Consider the following 16,694-nt stretch of genomic DNA (forward strand, 5'->3'; position numbering starts at 1 on the left):
AACTTCCTTCGGAAGTATCCTACCAATCCCGAACATCGCTTATTCAAAGGTTGATGGCTAATCAATGTGAATGGTGTAAGGCTGAAGAAGGCTCAATGGAAGTTCATCATGTTCGAAAGTTAAAGAACCTTAAAGGGAAAAAGAAATGGGAAAGACAGATGATAGCAAGGAACCGTAAAACAATGATACTTTGTCGAAAGTGTCATCGTGACCTGCATAACGGGAAGCTAGACTGAAGAGACGGAGAGCCGTATACCTTGAGAGGGGTACGTACGGTTCGGGGGGGAGTTCTCGGAAACCTAAGACCGAGAGGTCTTAAGGCGCTGGGTTCTTACCCTACATCATCTATAAGGAAAAAGATAATTTTTATAACGTTGTTGTATATTATAACGGTGAATTCGTTGAAGTAAATGTAAAACGTATTACTTTAGAAGTAGCAGCGAAGGAGTTATATCCAGAAGGATACGATTTAAATACACTATTTGTTGATTATAAAGAAAGAAAAATGCAACACGATATTGAGCGCGGATCGAAAAAAGCACTACGTAAAATTCAAAAAGAAATAAGAAAGAATAGAGGATAAGTTAAAATGGTAACGATTAGACAAGAACAAAAAAATGATTATAGAAAAACAGAAGAAGTCATAAAAGAAGCATTTTTAAAGGAAGAATTTAGTGATAAAACAGAACATGAACTTGTAAAACGTATTAGAGAATGTGACGCGTTTGTTCCAGAGTTATCAATTGTTGCGGTAGATGAAGATATAGTTGGTCACATTATGTTATCGAAAATTACAATAGAACAAGATGGAACTTCTGTAGAATCGTTAGCACTTGCACCAGTTTCAGTTGCTAGGGGTCATCAGAAAAAAGGAATTGGTGGAAAACTGATTGTAGCTGCATTAGAAAAAGCGAAAGAACGTGGATACGGATCAGTTGTAGTATTGGGACATCCAGAGTACTACCCGAAATTTGGTTTTAAGAAAGCAAGTGAGTGGAATATAAAAGCACCGTTTGAAGTGCCTGAAGAGGTATTTATGATAATGGAATTAACAGAAAATTCTCTTCGAGGTGTAGAAGGAATTGTACAATATTCGAGTGCTTTTGCTGAGTAGGAGTAACGGTTAAGAAATGTAATCATAAAAGATGCTATCTTTTTGTATGGATATACAGAAAGATAGCTTTTTTTATTAAGCGGATCTACTGACGTATATTTTGCTCAATGAATAATTGAGGTGGTAAAATTGATATAGAAACGTAAAGGGAGAGAATGAAATGAATAAGCGAGAAACAGATAGCAATGAGAATGCAGTTACGTTATATGTTACAAGACACGGTAAAACAATATTAAATACGAATCATCGCGCGCAAGGTTGGGCTGATTCTCCATTAGTAGAAAAAGGTGTTGAAGTTGCCACAAATTTAGGAACAGGATTAAAAGATATTCATTTTATGAATGCGTATAGTAGTGATAGCGGCCGAGCGATTGAAACTGCTAATTTAGTATTAAAATATAGTGAGCAATCAAAATTAAAACTTGAGCAAAGAAAAGATTTGCGAGAATTAAATTTCGGTATTTTTGAAGGTGAAAAACTTGAGAATATGTGGGAGGTGGTTGGAAAAGCTGCAGGCGTTGCATCACCAGAAGAACTTATGAAGTTTTCTATTCAAGAAGTGATTAATCTTATTAGAGTAGCAGATCCTACAAAACAGGCGGAAGATTGGGAATTATTTTCTACTCGTATAAAAGCTGAGATAGATAAAATTAGTGAAGAAGCTGCTGGAAATGGTGGCGGTAACGTTTTAGTTGTCGTTCATGGGCTTTTGATTACTACCTTAATAGAAATGTTAGACAGTAGCAAAACAAAACTTGGGGTGGAAAATGCTAGTGTGACGAAGATTGTATATCAAGATGGAACATATACAGTCGAGTCGGTTGGAGATATGAGTTATGTTGCAAAAGGGAAAGAAAGTGTGGAAATATAATTAAATCTCAAATAGAAATAAGAAAAGGAAGGTAGAGAAATCTAGCTTCCTTTTCATTTTGTGAATTATGGGATTAATAAAATCTTCCCTGTGCTTTTACGACTCTCTAATAATTCATGAGCAAGAGCACCGTCTTGTAAAGAGAATGTAGTAGGATTTGAAATGTTTAATTTTCCAGTTGCGATCCAATCGAATAATTGAGTAGATCGTTTTTTACGTTCTTCATAAGTGGTAAGAACGTTCCAAAGGTCTCCGCCAGTTAAAGTTTTTGAAGTATCCATAAGCATACGTGGATCAACTGGAGCAGGATTACCACCAGCCATTCCGTAAAATACGACAGTACCGCCAATTTTAGTAGCGTTAAAACTTTCCTCTAATGTAGAACCTACTGATTCATATACAAGATTTACTCCAGTTCCATTAGTCATTTCAAGTACTTTCGTATGCCATTCTTCGTTATATAAAAATACGTGATCGGCACCAGCTAATGTAGCTATCTTTGCTTTTTCTTTTGATGATGTAAGACCAATTACTGTTCCGCCCTGTAGTTTAATCATTTGAATAAGAAGTTGACCGACGCCACCAGCTGCAGCGTGTACTAAAGCTATATCACCTTGTTTTAGTTGATAGCTATCGTGCGTTAAATAATGTGCAGTTAATCCTTGTAATAAGACAGAAGCGGCTGTTTCAAAAGAAATAGAATCTGGTAGTGGGATTACTTTTTCAGATGGAACGGCAACTAGTTCTGCATTTGCAAATGGGACGTCCGCAAATGCAATACGGTCTCCTAGGTTGATAGTAGTAACGTCAGCTCCTACTTTTTCAACAATTCCAGCTCCTTCATAACCTAATACATAAGGCGGATTGCCAGCAAGATGATAATCGCCGCGGCGTCTATAAATATCAGCGAAGTTTAATCCGATTGCTTTCGTGCGGACAAGAATTTCATTTGGACTTATGATTGGATCGTGTATTTCTTTATAGTGTAGAACATTAGCGTCTCCGAATGTTTCGAAACAAAGTGCTTTCATATGGAATACCTCCATTTATATTGTTTATAGATGTTCTTTATCATACAATACAAATATCAATAGACAAAGAGGATTATTTCGATGGAATCAATCGAAAATATCGATTGAAAAGAGGGATGATAAATGGAAATAAAACAGTTAATTACATTTAAAGTAGCGGCACATACTTTGAACTTTACACAAACTGCGAAGAAATTAAACTTTGCCCAATCGAGCGTTACAGCACAAATTAAAACATTAGAGGCTGAGCTCGGTACACCACTATTTGAGAGATTAGGGAAACGTCTTTTCTTAACTGAAGCAGGTAGGAAGTTTCAACTATATGCCGACAAGATGATTGCACTCAGTAACGAAGCGAAAATGGCTGTGAAAGATGATGAAGAAATAGCAGGTACGTTAATAATTGGTGCACAAGAAAGTCAATGTACATACAGACTGCCTTCTATATTAAAGAAGTTTAAAGCACAATTTCCTCAAATAAAACTTATATTTAAACCAGCACACTCCAATAAAGATGCGAAGGAACAATTGATGGAGGGGAAAGTAGATCTTGCATTTATTTTGGACGAATGTAAAACAGAAGATGTTTTACATGTGGAACCACTTATGAAAGAAGAATTAAAAGTAGTAGCTGCTCCTACGCATCGTTTACTTGAACAACCTTCAGTTTCTATAAAAGATTTAGAGAGTGAAACACTTTTACTAACAGAATTAGGCTGCTCGTATCGGACTTTATTTGAAGAGCTATTTCGCTGGGAAGATGTATATCCAGCAAATAAAATTGAATTTGTTAGTGTTGAAGCAATTAAACAATGTGTTATTGCAGATTTAGGTATAGCCGTTTTACCAGCGATAGTAGTAGAAAAAGATATACGGGAAGGGACGTTAAAGGAGTTGATGTTAAACGAAACAATCTCTCCGATTTATACGCAAATCGCTTGGCATAAAGACAAATGGATGACAGTGCCACTGCGACAATTTATTGATGTAACGAGGGAGTTTTTTACAACAGATTAAGTGGAGAAATATTTATTTTATATAAAAGAAAAAATAGCAATTTTGTATAAAGAACCGATGCTTGAATATAACAAGTATCGGTTCTTTTATGTTTTAAATATAGAATGCTATAAAATGTGTATTTCTCAACTTTTTTTCTTACAAGGATAAGTAAAATTCTTCGTATATTCCAATAATCATAAGGGAATTTACAACGTTTATTCGTTTCTGTAAGATGCCTCTAGGAAGTGTGAAAGGAGGACTTACATAGCGGTATAGCTTGTCTTTAGTATACGTACTTATTGTGAGGAGGAATTTAAAATGTTTAAAAAGTTAATGAAAGTATGCGTGTTAAGTGCGGCAAGTATAGGTGTATTATTTAGTTTTCAAGGAAGTACATTTGCAGCTACTGATTTAAGTAGTTATTATGACGGGAAAAATCCAGCAACAACGAAAGTATACGGGGGAAGTACGACGTGTGATGCAGATGGATTTAATGCAAAATCTACAGCTGTATATGAAGGTAGTAAAAAAGTAGGGACAGTGTATTTACGTTACAGTAATAAATGTCATGCAGCATGGGCTAAGTTTGTTTTAGATCAACCAGCACCAGCTGTTTCGGGAGGAGTGTACGCGTACGCTGTTGTGAATAAATACAAAAATGGTGTATTCCAAAAATCAGTTACTTCTAATCAGGGGAACGGCACAATAAAAACAGGTCAAACGAGCACTTATACAGGAATGGTATTTGATTTAACTGCTGATTTCGGATACACAGCAGATGCTGAAGCAGTTACGTTTAATAACGGTTACGGGAAAACAGCACGTTATTAATAAAGGAGTGAAATGATATGAAACTTTTAAAAAAGACGAGTGCATATTTATTGCTATCTTTACTCGTTGTAACTAGTATGTTTAGCACGACTAATAGCGATAAAGCATACGCAGAAGACCATTCATATGATGGGAAAAGTCCTTATTATAACAGCTGTGATCAATCTGCAGTAACGAAAGAAAAGAAGTGGATCGATTCAAATTCTTATGTGGAATTAAAATTTAGCACGACGTGTAAGACAGCGTGGGCAAAAGTTACTGTAACTCGCCTGGCAGTTTATAATAACGAAGCTGATGCAAGGATTGTTAGAAAAACAGATGGAAAGGCATACACTTGTGGAAGTGCTGGAGGAAATGGTGTTGTAAATAAAGGGCAAACATCATGCTATACGCCAATGGTATATGACTTAGATCCAAGAAAGGCGCAAGCACAGGGGAAGCATGCCATTCCGAATAGTGATGCATATAATTATGCGGAGACTATTTGGTATTGATACGATTATACATGTTTTAAGAGCTGTTATTTGATATAAAAAAAGAAAGAGCCTTACTGCATTTTATTGTGGTAAGGTTCTTTAAAATTGTTTAATAGATTAAGTGCATCCATTTACAAAGGTCTGTCTATATAATCGCTTTTAAGTATGGCCATAATAATTTCATCTGAGTATGTATCGTTATAAAATAAAGATTGACGTAAGGTTCCTTCTTTTACAAAACCAACTTTTTCATAAGCTTTAATTCCGCGTAAATTATGGCTAAATACTTCTAACTGTAAACGATTTAATGATAGTTGTTCAAAAGCAAAACTTAAAACTATTTTAATAGCTTCAGTTCCATAGTCTTGTCCTGTTAATGCTATTGAAATCATTGATATTCTGAATCCTGCTCTTTTGTTCTCCTCATCGATATCTAAAATCGACAACTCTCCAAACATCTCGTCAGTACTTTGTAAACAAATAGCGAAATCATAGCGACTTGAATCATTATTTATATGATCTATATGTTTCGTAATTTGCCCCAATGAAAAAGTGGACTTAGTTCCAGTCATATATCTTATTTCATCATCCATTGTACTTTCTAATATAATAGGAGCATCTAGCTGACAAAGAGGCCTTAAATAAATTCTTTCGCTCTCTAATCTCATTATAATTTTCTCCTTTAGTTAGTAATTGAATGTATAAATACTTAAACTTTCTTCAATGAGTTACATAAAAAATATGAATCTTAATTCGATGTTACATGAATTTTATAATGGCATGGTATACCTAAAACAAATAATAAATGTTTTATACACAACAAAATGTATCAACGAGTTTTTAATAGATATTTTAAGCAGAAAAATAAGCATGTATCACTAAACTGCATCGTAGTTCAACAAAAATTAAATTATTTTATCGTTACTTTAAAAGCGCATGTTTTGATCGCTTTTCAAAACAAGCCCTTTCTTTTTATTTATTTATCCCCCCTTAACGGATAGTAAGATTCCACATTCGAATTGCGAATGAAACAAAGTAGGTAGGTGGAAGTGGGCTCACTCATAAAAGCCTGATTTAGTATGGATGATCCTTTAATGTTTTTGGGATAATTTAACATTAAATATTTTCTTTTATCCAAATTTATGCTGTAATTAAAACAAAGGAGGCAAATAAATGGGGAATGAGATTAAACGATATGTAATATGTACTTTAATATTTACATGGACACTTTGGGGGTTATTAATTAGCTTGATAAGATTAAACATTACGACATTTGGTACACCGCTAGCGATGATACTATTTATTTTCGGTGGGATTATGCCGGCAATCATTGCGATTAGTCTAAAGAAAAAATATGGATCACAAGAGGAGTTTAGAAGTTTTATTAAAAATATTGTAAATCCTAAACATCACTTTGCATGGTATATTCTAATCATTATTCTAGCTTTTATTAGCTGTTATCTTCCGACAATATTTGGTGGAGCAAAGATGCAAACACCATTATACGTGGCATTACTTAGTTTTCCAATAATGATCGTTGGTGGTGGTCTTGAAGAAATTGGATGGAGAGGATTCTTACAACCTGCCCTTCAGAAAAGGTTTTCGGTATTTTTAAGTACGGTTATTGTGAGTGGTATATGGGCTATTTGGCACTGGCCGTTATGGTTTATTCCAGGCACGAATCAAACTCAAAGGGATTTTATAGCCTTTATAATTACGACATTTGCCGTATCTTTCTTATTAACTACAATTATCAACGCAACTAAAAGTATTTTTATGTGTCTAATTTTTCATGCGCTTCTTAATTCTTTTTGGAGTGTGTACGTGCCAAATGATAAAGTGTTACCAGCGTTTTCAACTTGTATTTTCGGAATTTTCGTGTTTATTTTGTATACATTCATAATAAAAAGAAAGAACCTCTTATTGATTAGGTAACTGAAATAATAAAAGGAAACATATTAATATATTATTTATGGATATGAAACTAGTTAATAAGAACACGACACAAACATAATTAAAATATATTACAAGTTTGTGCCGCAAAAAAATTGCAAGACTATAAACAACATCAAAAAGAATGAAGAGCCTTTCCATATATATAAACACTGCTAACGATAGTTATAGGAGTTCATTTGTTTGAACAATTGAATTAACTAAGGTCTGTATCAGGAGGAGTATATCCAAGGTGCCTAGCCATAGATACAATTTGTCCTTTATGGTGAAATTCATGCGTCTCCGTATGAGTTAAAAGCCATAGCGGAGTTGTGCTCCAAGGTTCTTTTTGCCATTTCACTTCATTTGCTATATTTTCGAGCCAACGGTCATTGTATTCATCTAAAAAACGTTGTACAGTTTCGTCTACTAACTTAAATCTAGCACGGACTTTTTCCACATCTGCATGCTCAATTTCGTAATCGCTAGCAAATGAAAAATCTGCTCTTTTTTGCTTGAATGCGAATGATCCAAGCCAGTATTGATAGCAATCGGCTACATGAATATGAGTCTTTATAATGCTACCGCTTCCGAAATTAGGAACTGTGCTATGTAATTTTTCTACTGGGATTTCTTCCAAAAACGAAAATAGAGTTTTTCTTGTAGAGCTAATAAGATTATATTGTTGTTTTAAAATATGTAACATGCAAGTACACTCCTCTTTTATTTACATAGTAAGTAATTCTATATTTACGAGGAGTGAACCTTTTTATTATTTTTAATAAGCATATTAGATGTATTTCTTATTTGTTTCTGATAGATTAAACAAGGTGAAACTTTAATAAGTTGAACATTATTAGTTCATAATAAATTGTACATCAAGAAGGGGAACGATAAAATGAATAGACTAGTGGGTTTAAAACAATTTGAAATAACGCGCGGGGCGTTACTTAAATTTATGGAAACGTTAGATGATAAAACTGCGGATACGCAGCCAGAGGGTTTTAACAATACAATTCGTTGGCATATCGGTCACGTGTTAACAGCAGCAGAAGTTTTCATGTTTGGAAAAGAATTCAAACAATTACCAACTGAATATCCAGGTATGTTTGGGTATGGATCACGACCATCTAAATGGAAAACAGAAGGACCATCGTTAGAAGTGTTAACGGCTCAATTAAAAGAACAAGCAAAACGTATTAACGAAATTCCAGCAGAAGCATTTGAAAATAAACTGCCAGAGCCATTCCTAGGATTGGAAACAGTAGGGGAGCTTTACGGTATGATGCTTTATCATGAAGCTGATCATATTGGGCAAATGAAAGCGATGGAACGTATTATTAAAGCTCTCTAGTCTTAATTGCATATAACAAGGGATACAGTTGTAATGTTAAATAATATATACAAAAAAGGTAGATAAATTATTATCTACCTTTTTTGTATAACTTCTTGAAGGATTAGGGATTATCATCGTGGTGCTGATGAAGAAGGATAAGAGAATTTTATAATTTTTATGGTGTGATTATTAATTGTAGTATTCCTAAATATGGAATATATGTATAATGATAGAGAAGAACTAGGAATAGGGGTGAATACTATGATTACATTAGAGCAAAAGTTGGAGCAATATAAACATACATATGTACAGTTAAAGGGAGAACTAAAATGGAAAACGAGTGATTCTCGAACAGGAATGATGATTGCTGCTATGTATGCAGGTAGTGATAAATTGTTTGATCTCGGACGTTTTTTAGAAATTAGTAGTTATATTAAGAATCAGGTAGGGATGTTTTCATACTTAAAGTCTTATCATCGTTTTGTAGTGGCCGCAACATTAGATATTCACTTTACAGATTACAAGGAAGCTTTTCGGACGTTTTTAGATTTATATGAACAATTGGTCACTGGTGGCTTTAGCCGGAGTATATTTACTTATCTCGCAGCAGCTGTGCTTTTAACAGAAGAAAATGAACAGCATGGCACACATATTCAGCGTTCGATGCAAGTATATAAACGCATGAAAAAGGATCACCTCTTTCTTACAAGTACAAATGATTATCCACTCGCAGTTTTATTAGCAGGACAATCAGAGCATGTAGAAACACTTATGGACCGAGTGGAACGTCTTTATCAGAAACTAGCGACAGCTGGTTTGCGTAAAGGGAATGATCTTCAATTTTTGAGTCATATTCTTTCACTAAAGAAGGATGTCAGGGAAGAACTATTAGTTGCAAAATGTACAAATATATGGAATTTGTTAAAGCAAGAAAAGGTAAAAGTAAAACAGATGCATTACCCAGCTATCGGGCTACTAGCGTTACTCGAGGACGGAGAAAAAGAGATTCATTCTATTCGAGCATTTATTGAAAAATTGCAGGGGGATAAATTGTTCCGTTGGCATACAGATACAACTATTCTTATTGCTATTCAACTGTTCGTAAGTCAGAAAGGTGAGGAAAGTAAAGCTACTAACACAGGTTTACAAACAATGATAGAAGTCCTCATACAAGCACAACAGGCAGCCATGATGGCAACGATTGCCGCTTCATCTGTAGCAACATCTTCTGCTAGTAGCAGTTCATAATGTGTAATTGCTTATACTCTTGTAAATTATAACTCCCTTGATAAGGACGGTTTAAAAAATATTACTAAAAACAGTTAGCTCATCACTCTCTAATGAGTGATGGGCTAACTGTTTTTACATAATCAGCATTATCTTTTTGATTCCTTCAAATGTTTGAGCTGCGTGACAATCATAATGCTAATAACAACGAGTAAAAACCATGAACTAATTTTGCTTAAGTGAACGAGACTCCATGCTTCCCGTTGATTTGGATATTGCCATGCTCCGAAAAATGTTGCGATGTTCTCTGCAATCCAAATGAAAAATCCGATAAGGAAAAAGGAGAGAACGAGTGGCATTTTATATGTAACGCCTTGTAATGAAAACTGTACAAATGTGCAAGAGAAAACAATGAATAGTAGTAAAGTTAATATCCATCTAAAATCGTATGTAAAGTGGTGTGTGAAAAAATTGAAGTAAATCATAGCTCCTAACGGCACGGCAAAAATAGCTTTCGGCCAATGATGCATTTTTAAATGCAACCTTCTCCACGCTTGACATATGTAACTCGCGACACTCGCATACATAAAACCGCTGTAAAGCGGAACTCCAAAAACCTTCGAATATGCCTCTTCGGGATAACTCCATGAACCGAAATGTACTTTATATATTTCTAGTAAAAGGCCGATGAGGTGGAAGATGGTAATTACTTTTAGTTCGTCTTTTGTTTCAAGACCCGTCTTGTACATAATCCACTGCATAAGAAGGCATACGATGAGTATGAAATCATAGCGGTATAACCCTGGGATTGAAACAATTTTTGAAAGGGCTAGTGTTAAGAAAATAATGACTGGGAATAAGCAAGATAATGCTTGTTCGTAAGTGAAATGTAGTAGTTGTTTTATATAGAACATTGTGTCACCTTCGATGTTTTTATTGGGAAAATCAAAATAATCAATAAGTATACTACAATTTTAAAAATAATCCAGTAGTCTATTTTGCATGTATTTGTAAGTTTTAGAAGGGAATTGTAATGAGTATTTTAATATTGTAGAAAAGTGAAAAAATAGTTTGCTATTTAAAAAAAGTGGGGATATAATATCTAAATGAAAATGATAATTATTATCAATAATAATTATAAATAAAAAATAATTACAAAAAACAACTGAATATAAAGGATGAAATGAAACATGTTACATAAGTCTACTGTACATGCTGGTAATAACCGCTGGATACATATTAAGTTCATATGTTTCATGAGCTTAACAATTTTATGTTTAATTGGATCTATATTTTTAGCCATTTCATTTGGTGCAAAGGATATTCATTTACAAACGGTGTGGACTGCGGTTTTGGATTACAATCCGAAATTAACGCAGCACCAAATTATTTATGAATTAAGGCTCCCGAGAGTAATTGGAGCAGCAGTTGTAGGGGCAGCTTTTGCGGTCGCTGGAGCGGTTATGCAAGGAGTAACACGAAATCCTTTAGCTGATGCAGGTGTACTTGGCATAAATGCCGGAGCGATGTTTGTAGTAGCACTTAGTTTTGCTTTTTTTCCGCATATGCCGTATTCCTATTTAATGATTGTTTCCTTTATTGGAGCAGTCTTAAGTACAGTACTTATTTTTGTTATTGGATCAGCAACATCAGGTGGGTTAACACCAATGAAGTTAACGATTGCTGGAGCTGTTATGGCAGCGCTTTTACATTCATTAAGTTCAGGTGTTGCGATTTATTATGATTTAAGCCAAGATTTAGCGTTTTGGTATGCTGGTGGTGTTGCAGGGGTTAAGTGGGAACACTTGAAATTTTTAGTCCCTATTATTCTTATAACGATTATTTTTGCAATAGTGTTAGGGAGATCTATTTCACTCATATCAATGGGGGATGATGTTGCTACAAATTTAGGAGTGAAAACGAACCGAACGAGAATACTAGGGATGATTATAGTAGTTATTCTAGCAGGTGTTTCTGTTTCAGCTGTTGGTTCTATTGGATTTGTAGGACTAGTTATCCCGCACATTGCTAGAAAATTAGTTGGTGTGAATTATAGACTCATTATTCCTATGTCAGCATTATTAGGAGCTATGTTATTAGTTGTAGCTGACCTAGGAGCTAGAACAGTAAATCCTCCTAAGGAACTTGCGATAGGGATTATGGTAGCTCTTGTTGGAGTTCCGTTCTTCCTCTATATAGCACGTAAAGTTGGGAGGGAGTTATAAGTGAAAGATCTTTTTAACACGGATAAAAAGAGAGCTATTACTGTAACTACAATATTCGGATGTGTAAGTATCGCTGTAATTTTAATCAGTCTAAATACAGGGACACTGAGTATAGAGCCACTTAAAGTAATTGAAACACTTTTTGGTTATGGTGATTTTGAGAGCGCAACCGTGTTATATGATTATCGTATGCCAAGAATTATAATCACAATGTTAGCCGGTATTGGCCTTGGGATTTCCGGTGCGATTTTGCAAGGATTATCCCGTAATGCACTTGCAGACCCTGGTATTCTTGGACTGCATTCAGGTGCATCTTTCGGGCTAATTATATTCGTTACATTCTTTCATTCTATTAATGAAAGTGCATCTATTTTAATACCGTTATTTACATTTGGCGGAGGAGTATTAGCTGCATTTCTTATTATTTTACTTGCGAGTGATCGGTCAAATGGTTTACTTCCCATTAGACTTATTCTCGTTGGTATTGCAGTTTCAGCTGGTTTTAGTGCAATTTCGTTATTTTTCTCTCTCAAGTTAAATGATGAGACGTATACATTCGCTTCTAGATGGCTAGTTGGTAACGTGTGGGGAAGGGATTGGATTCATGTCCTTGCATTATTACCTTGGATTTTCATACTAACCCCTTATGCGTGGCTAAAATCTAAAACGTTAAATGCATTGTCACTAGGTGATAGTATAGCGGCAGGACTTGGTGTTTCTGTTCAAAAAGAACGGTTATTACTTTTAGCTACAGCGGTTGGATTATCTTGCGCAAGTGTATCGATGGCAGGAGGGATTGGTTTTATCGGTTTAGTTGCTCCGCATATCGCAAGGAAGTTAGTAGGTACTACATATCAACACTTTCTTCCTTTAGCTGGCATTATCGGAATGATTATTTTAGTGCTAGCAGATACGATAGGTCGTTCTATATTTGAGCCAAACTCTATTCCAGCTGGTGTAGTAGTGGCGGCATTAGGAGCACCGTATTTTCTTTATTTACTTACAAAAACAAAATAAATACTTCAAAGAGGAGAACATATGAAAAAGAAACTTACTATTTTATTTAGCATGATGTGTATTTTAGTATTAGCAGCATGTGGTCAAACGAAAGCTAATGAAGAGGCAACGAAAAAAACGGAAAAAAGTAATGATCTAAAAATCGCCTCTATGTCCATTCATTTAACAAATAATTTACTTGCATTAGGAATTACACCAGTAGGTTCTGTTATTGGCGGAGATTTAAAAGATTTCTTACCGCACGCAAAAGAGCAGTTGAAAGATACGAAGAAACTTGGTGTTGTAACAGATCCGAATATGGAAGCGTTACTTCAATTGAAGCCAACTGACATTTATGTGGATGAAAAATACGCGGGCAAAGATTTAGCGAAATACGAAAAAATTGCAAAAACACATTCTTTCAACTTAGATGAAGGCACGTGGAGAGATCAGTTAAAACAAGTTGGTAAACTTGTAAACCGTGAGAAAGAAGCGGATAAATATATTCAAGATTACGAAGAGCAATCAAAACGAGTAAAAAGTTTAATAGATAAAGAATTAGGTAATAACGAAAAAGTAATGGCAATTCGTGTTACTGCAAAAGAATTACGAGTATTTAGTACGAAAAGACCGATGGGACCAATTTTATTCCAAGACTTAGGATTACAACCTGCAAATGGTGTAGAGAAAATTGATGGAAACCGTCCTTTCGAAGTCATTTCACAAGAAGTATTACCTGACTTTGATGCAGATGCTATTTTCGTTGTCGTTAACAGAGATGATAAAGCGAAAGCTGCATTTAAACAACTTCAAGAAACACCAATTTGGAAAGACTTAAAAGCTGTTAAAGGTAAGCACGTATACATTATTAATGACCAACCATGGCTTGACTATTCTGCTTTAGGTAACAAAATGGCAATGGATGAAGCGGAGAAAATGTTTACGAAATAATATAGTTTCGCTATTAGGAAAGGTCCTCTAAATTTGGAGGGCTTTTTATTATTGTTTGAATAAACGAAAAATTATACAATGAAGTTAATTTCGTGTAGAGGAGATGTGCCAATGTCAGCGCTTATTGTAAGTATCCCGTGTATAAAGCAGTTTATAGAATAAGGGGATAAATAGGCTAATAATTATCCCTGTTATTAAAAAAGGGGGAGTTTGAAATGACAATGAATCTTTTTCAAAATAAAACGATTAAATTATCAGCTATTAGAGAAGCAGATGCTGAAGTAATGGCTATGTGGCAAGAAGATAGTGAGTATTTAAGGAATGTAGATACAGATGTAGCATTCCCGCAATCGATACAAGAAATAGCAAGTGATGGGCTATTAAAGGGACGGAGATCGAATAGTGTTTCTTTCATGTTAAGGACAGTTCAAGATGATCGCTTAATTGCTTTTGTTGCAATTCATGGCATAGAGTGGAATAACAGAACGGGTTTATTAGCTATTGGTATAGGAGATGCGAATGATAGGGGGAAGGGATATGGAAGAGAAGCGATCTATCTTATCTTAAAATATGCTTTTTATGAATTGAATTTACACCGCGTCGGTCTTGATGTTATTTCTTATAATAAAGCTGCTATTGAGTTGTATAAAAAGATGGGTTTTCGGATGGAAGGCTGTATGAGAGAAGCGGTTCAAAGAGATGGGAAGTATTTTGATCGTATCATTATGGGGATATTGCGGGATGAATGGATAGAGCTGCAAGATTAGCGAATACATTCAATATTATATATGTAGTATGCAGGAGATATAATGATAATTGGCGAAAATTTACAATGAACTGATTGAATTTATAAGGAGTTATGTAAAATGAATTTAGAAAAAGCAAAACCAGTAAATGAAGAGGTCGCTGAATTAAAGGAACTAATTAAAGAGTTACACGGAAGTGTACATCAACTGCAAAGCGAAGTGCAGCAACTAAGGCACGAAAGACCAGTTGTTGAAGTGAGAAAAGGTGTTCAATTATCACCAACAATTGTCGGACAAATTGGTGGTATGATTTTAGGTGGGTTAGCAATTATAGGTATATTTTGGTGATGAAAAAAGGTTTGCAGCACGATGCTGCAAACCTTTTGGATTTGACGATATAATTTCATGCAATACAACTTTTACATTAAATAACGTAAATATATATAAGCATGTGATAACAAGAGTGCAACAATAGTTAATGGTAAACCAATTTTTAAGAAGTCCATATAAGAGAAAGCATGTCCTTCACGTTTTGCAATACCAGCAACGACTACGTTTGCAGATGCTCCGATTAGCGTTCCATTTCCTCCTAAGCAAGCTCCAAGAGATAACGCCCACCATAGTACTTCGATTTGCGGAGAATCGACAGATAGTCCGAGTCCTGTAGCTAAGTCTTGAATAAGAGGAATCATCGTAGCGACAAATGGGATGTTGTCGATTGTCGCAGATGCGATGCCAGATACCCATAAAATAAGTATAGCTGCGAATCCGATGTCACCGTTTGTTACGCCGATTACTTCTTTTGCAAGTGAAGAGATAAGTCCGATATCAATTAACCCGCCAACGAGAACAAATAGTCCGGCGAAGAAGAAAATGGTTACCCATTCAACGTGGGCAAATACATCTTCAATATCATGTTCTTTCACGCCGATTAACATAAGAAGTGTAGCGCCTGTCATCGCGATAACAGCAGCGTCTACATGAATAATCGAATGAAGTACGAAGCCTAAAATAGTTAGTCCTAAAATCGAAATAGATTTTAAAAGGAGGCTTTGATCTTTAATGTAATCTTTTTCGTTTAATGCCATTAGTTTTTCGATTTGTTCAGGTGTTGTTTTTAGTTTGTTACGATACATAAAGTAAATAATGCCAAGTGTCACGATAGAAATAATAATTACGATTGGAGCTAAGTTAAGTAAAAAGGCGTTAAAGTCTAAATGCTTGTTTGCTGATCCAATCATAATATTAGGTGGATCACCGATTAATGTTGCTGTTCCGCCTATATTTGAAAACAGCACTTCTGAAATCAAATAAGGCACAGGATTTACTTTTAAAATACGTGTAATGGATAATGTAACAGGAACGATTAATAAAACAGTCGTTACATTGTCCAAAAATGCTGATCCGACAGCAGTTAATAGGGATAGTAATAATAAAATGCGAATCGGTTTTCCGCCAGCTGCTTTTGCCGCTTTAATGGCCACAAATTCAAAGACGCCTGATTGACTCGTAATATGTACGAGAATCATCATCCCAATTAAAAGGGTAATCGTTTCCCATTGAATATGTGATGTGAAAGCAGTATGTAAATCTACAACTCCAAAAATAATCATAATAGCAGCACCGAATAGTGCGATTACAGCACGATTCAATTTCTCAGAAATAATAAATCCGTACGTGATTAAAAATACGGCAATTGCAAAATAATATTGCCAATTTGCTACTTCATGTGCTGATTGTTCCAATCATGTCACCTTCTTTAAATTATGTATTCAATTGTCGAAATGTATCTCGCTGCAATAATGCGGGATAAAATATATTGTAGCAAATTCAAAAAAGAAAGAAAACTATTTAACAAAGTGAAGGAAAAAATGTATTTTTTACATATCATATAAAAAATATAAAAAACACAGTGCAAATTATTAGGAAAAGTGAGCGTTGTCCTCTAATATAGAGATA

General features: G+C 34.9%; 19 protein-coding genes and 1 pseudogene. 15 read left to right on the forward strand and 5 right to left on the reverse strand.

The window, feature by feature from the left end; translation table 11 throughout:
* The 4 genes and pseudogenes from ATL10_RS31635 to ATL10_RS23420 all read left to right on the forward strand — a co-directional run.
* Positions 1 to 236 (forward strand): HNH endonuclease (locus ATL10_RS31635; protein ID WP_481747230.1); only part of this gene is annotated, 236 nt, incomplete at its 5' end.
* A gap of 104 nt (positions 237 to 340) precedes the next feature.
* Positions 341 to 583 (forward strand): annotated as a pseudogene (locus tag ATL10_RS23410) (endonuclease MutS2); the annotation flags it as partial.
* 6 nt (positions 584 to 589) lie between these two features.
* Positions 590 to 1,114, forward strand: coding sequence for a GNAT family N-acetyltransferase (locus ATL10_RS23415; protein WP_072939234.1), 525 nt, complete (start codon positions 590 to 592; stop codon positions 1,112 to 1,114).
* 160 nt (positions 1,115 to 1,274) lie between these two features.
* Positions 1,275 to 1,985 (forward strand): histidine phosphatase family protein, encoded by a 711-nt coding sequence (locus ATL10_RS23420; RefSeq protein WP_075718567.1) that lies wholly within the window; start codon positions 1,275 to 1,277, stop codon positions 1,983 to 1,985.
* Between the two features lie 65 nt (positions 1,986 to 2,050).
* Here ATL10_RS23420 and ATL10_RS23425 read toward each other — a convergent pair whose 3' ends face one another.
* The gene (locus tag ATL10_RS23425) at positions 2,051 to 3,016 is read right to left on the reverse strand and encodes a quinone oxidoreductase family protein (protein WP_000645266.1); all 966 of its coding nucleotides are present in this window, start codon (positions 3,014 to 3,016) and stop codon (positions 2,051 to 2,053) included.
* Between the two features lie 123 nt (positions 3,017 to 3,139).
* On the opposite strand from ATL10_RS23425, the gene ATL10_RS23430 reads away from it, so the two are divergent.
* The 3 genes from ATL10_RS23430 to ATL10_RS23440 all read left to right on the forward strand — a co-directional run bounded on the left by ATL10_RS23430 (position 3,140) and on the right by ATL10_RS23440 (position 5,340).
* Positions 3,140 to 4,033 carry a LysR family transcriptional regulator gene (locus ATL10_RS23430; protein WP_072939218.1) on the forward strand — a complete coding sequence of 298 codons (894 nt, stop codon included), beginning with the start codon at positions 3,140 to 3,142 and terminating at the stop codon, positions 4,031 to 4,033.
* A 300-nt stretch (positions 4,034 to 4,333) separates the two neighbouring features.
* Positions 4,334 to 4,846, forward strand: a complete 513-nt coding sequence (locus tag ATL10_RS23435) for a YjfA family protein (RefSeq protein WP_000473732.1) — start codon at positions 4,334 to 4,336, stop codon at positions 4,844 to 4,846.
* A gap of 17 nt (positions 4,847 to 4,863) precedes the next feature.
* Positions 4,864 to 5,340: a DUF2690 domain-containing protein gene (locus tag ATL10_RS23440; RefSeq protein WP_075718563.1), complete on the forward strand. Its 477-nt coding sequence runs from the start codon at positions 4,864 to 4,866 to the stop codon at positions 5,338 to 5,340.
* Positions 5,341 to 5,453: 113 nt separating this feature from the next.
* On the opposite strand, the gene ATL10_RS23445 is transcribed toward ATL10_RS23440, so the two are convergent.
* Positions 5,454 to 5,990 carry a GNAT family N-acetyltransferase gene (locus ATL10_RS23445; protein WP_075718561.1) on the reverse strand — a complete coding sequence of 179 codons (537 nt, stop codon included), beginning with the start codon at positions 5,988 to 5,990 and terminating at the stop codon, positions 5,454 to 5,456.
* A 505-nt stretch (positions 5,991 to 6,495) separates the two neighbouring features.
* On the opposite strand from ATL10_RS23445, the gene ATL10_RS23450 reads away from it, so the two are divergent.
* Positions 6,496 to 7,257 (forward strand): CPBP family intramembrane glutamic endopeptidase, encoded by a 762-nt coding sequence (locus ATL10_RS23450; RefSeq protein WP_075718559.1) that lies wholly within the window; start codon positions 6,496 to 6,498, stop codon positions 7,255 to 7,257.
* A gap of 214 nt (positions 7,258 to 7,471) precedes the next feature.
* Here the strand turns inward: ATL10_RS23450 and ATL10_RS23455 are convergent, their stop codons facing one another.
* Entirely contained in the window at positions 7,472 to 7,960 is a 489-nt protein-coding gene (locus tag ATL10_RS23455; RefSeq protein WP_097924148.1) for a DinB family protein, read from the reverse strand.
* Between the two features lie 192 nt (positions 7,961 to 8,152).
* Here ATL10_RS23455 and ATL10_RS23460 point away from each other — a divergent pair, with 192 nt between their 5' ends.
* A complete protein-coding gene (locus ATL10_RS23460; protein ID WP_001081119.1) occupies positions 8,153 to 8,608 on the forward strand; it encodes a DinB family protein in 456 nt (151 codons plus the stop codon).
* Between the two features lie 192 nt (positions 8,609 to 8,800).
* Positions 8,801 to 9,838: a DUF4003 domain-containing protein gene (locus ATL10_RS23465; protein WP_142669992.1), complete on the forward strand. Its 1,038-nt coding sequence runs from the start codon at positions 8,801 to 8,803 to the stop codon at positions 9,836 to 9,838.
* Between the two features lie 128 nt (positions 9,839 to 9,966).
* Here ATL10_RS23465 and ATL10_RS23470 read toward each other — a convergent pair whose 3' ends face one another.
* On the reverse strand, positions 9,967 to 10,731 hold the full coding sequence (locus ATL10_RS23470; RefSeq protein ID WP_000499376.1) for a DUF817 domain-containing protein: 765 nt from the start codon (positions 10,729 to 10,731) through the stop codon (positions 9,967 to 9,969).
* A 276-nt stretch (positions 10,732 to 11,007) separates the two neighbouring features.
* On the opposite strand from ATL10_RS23470, the gene ATL10_RS23475 reads away from it, so the two are divergent.
* From ATL10_RS23475 to ATL10_RS23495, 5 genes are all read left to right on the forward strand, one after another.
* A complete protein-coding gene (locus tag ATL10_RS23475; protein WP_000902725.1) occupies positions 11,008 to 12,042 on the forward strand; it encodes a FecCD family ABC transporter permease in 1,035 nt (344 codons plus the stop codon).
* Positions 12,043 to 13,059 carry a FecCD family ABC transporter permease gene (locus ATL10_RS23480; RefSeq protein WP_110497600.1) on the forward strand — a complete coding sequence of 339 codons (1,017 nt, stop codon included), beginning with the start codon at positions 12,043 to 12,045 and terminating at the stop codon, positions 13,057 to 13,059.
* A gap of 21 nt (positions 13,060 to 13,080) precedes the next feature.
* Complete coding sequence (locus ATL10_RS23485) at positions 13,081 to 13,989, forward strand: iron-hydroxamate ABC transporter substrate-binding protein (protein ID WP_000728212.1); 909 nt, start codon at positions 13,081 to 13,083, stop codon at positions 13,987 to 13,989.
* A 215-nt stretch (positions 13,990 to 14,204) separates the two neighbouring features.
* Positions 14,205 to 14,756 (forward strand): GNAT family N-acetyltransferase, encoded by a 552-nt coding sequence (locus ATL10_RS23490; protein WP_098835872.1) that lies wholly within the window; start codon positions 14,205 to 14,207, stop codon positions 14,754 to 14,756.
* A 99-nt stretch (positions 14,757 to 14,855) separates the two neighbouring features.
* Positions 14,856 to 15,083 (forward strand): coiled-coil domain-containing protein, encoded by a 228-nt coding sequence (locus tag ATL10_RS23495; RefSeq protein WP_001047304.1) that lies wholly within the window; start codon positions 14,856 to 14,858, stop codon positions 15,081 to 15,083.
* Positions 15,084 to 15,154: 71 nt separating this feature from the next.
* Here ATL10_RS23495 and ATL10_RS23500 read toward each other — a convergent pair whose 3' ends face one another.
* Entirely contained in the window at positions 15,155 to 16,480 is a 1,326-nt protein-coding gene (locus ATL10_RS23500) for an ArsB/NhaD family transporter (RefSeq protein ID WP_000437988.1), read from the reverse strand.
* Positions 16,481 to 16,694 lie beyond the last annotated feature (214 nt).

This window comes from Bacillus sp. 196mf (assembly GCF_003217275.1).
Lineage (GTDB): Bacteria > Bacillota > Bacilli > Bacillales > Bacillaceae_G > Bacillus_A > Bacillus_A thuringiensis_S.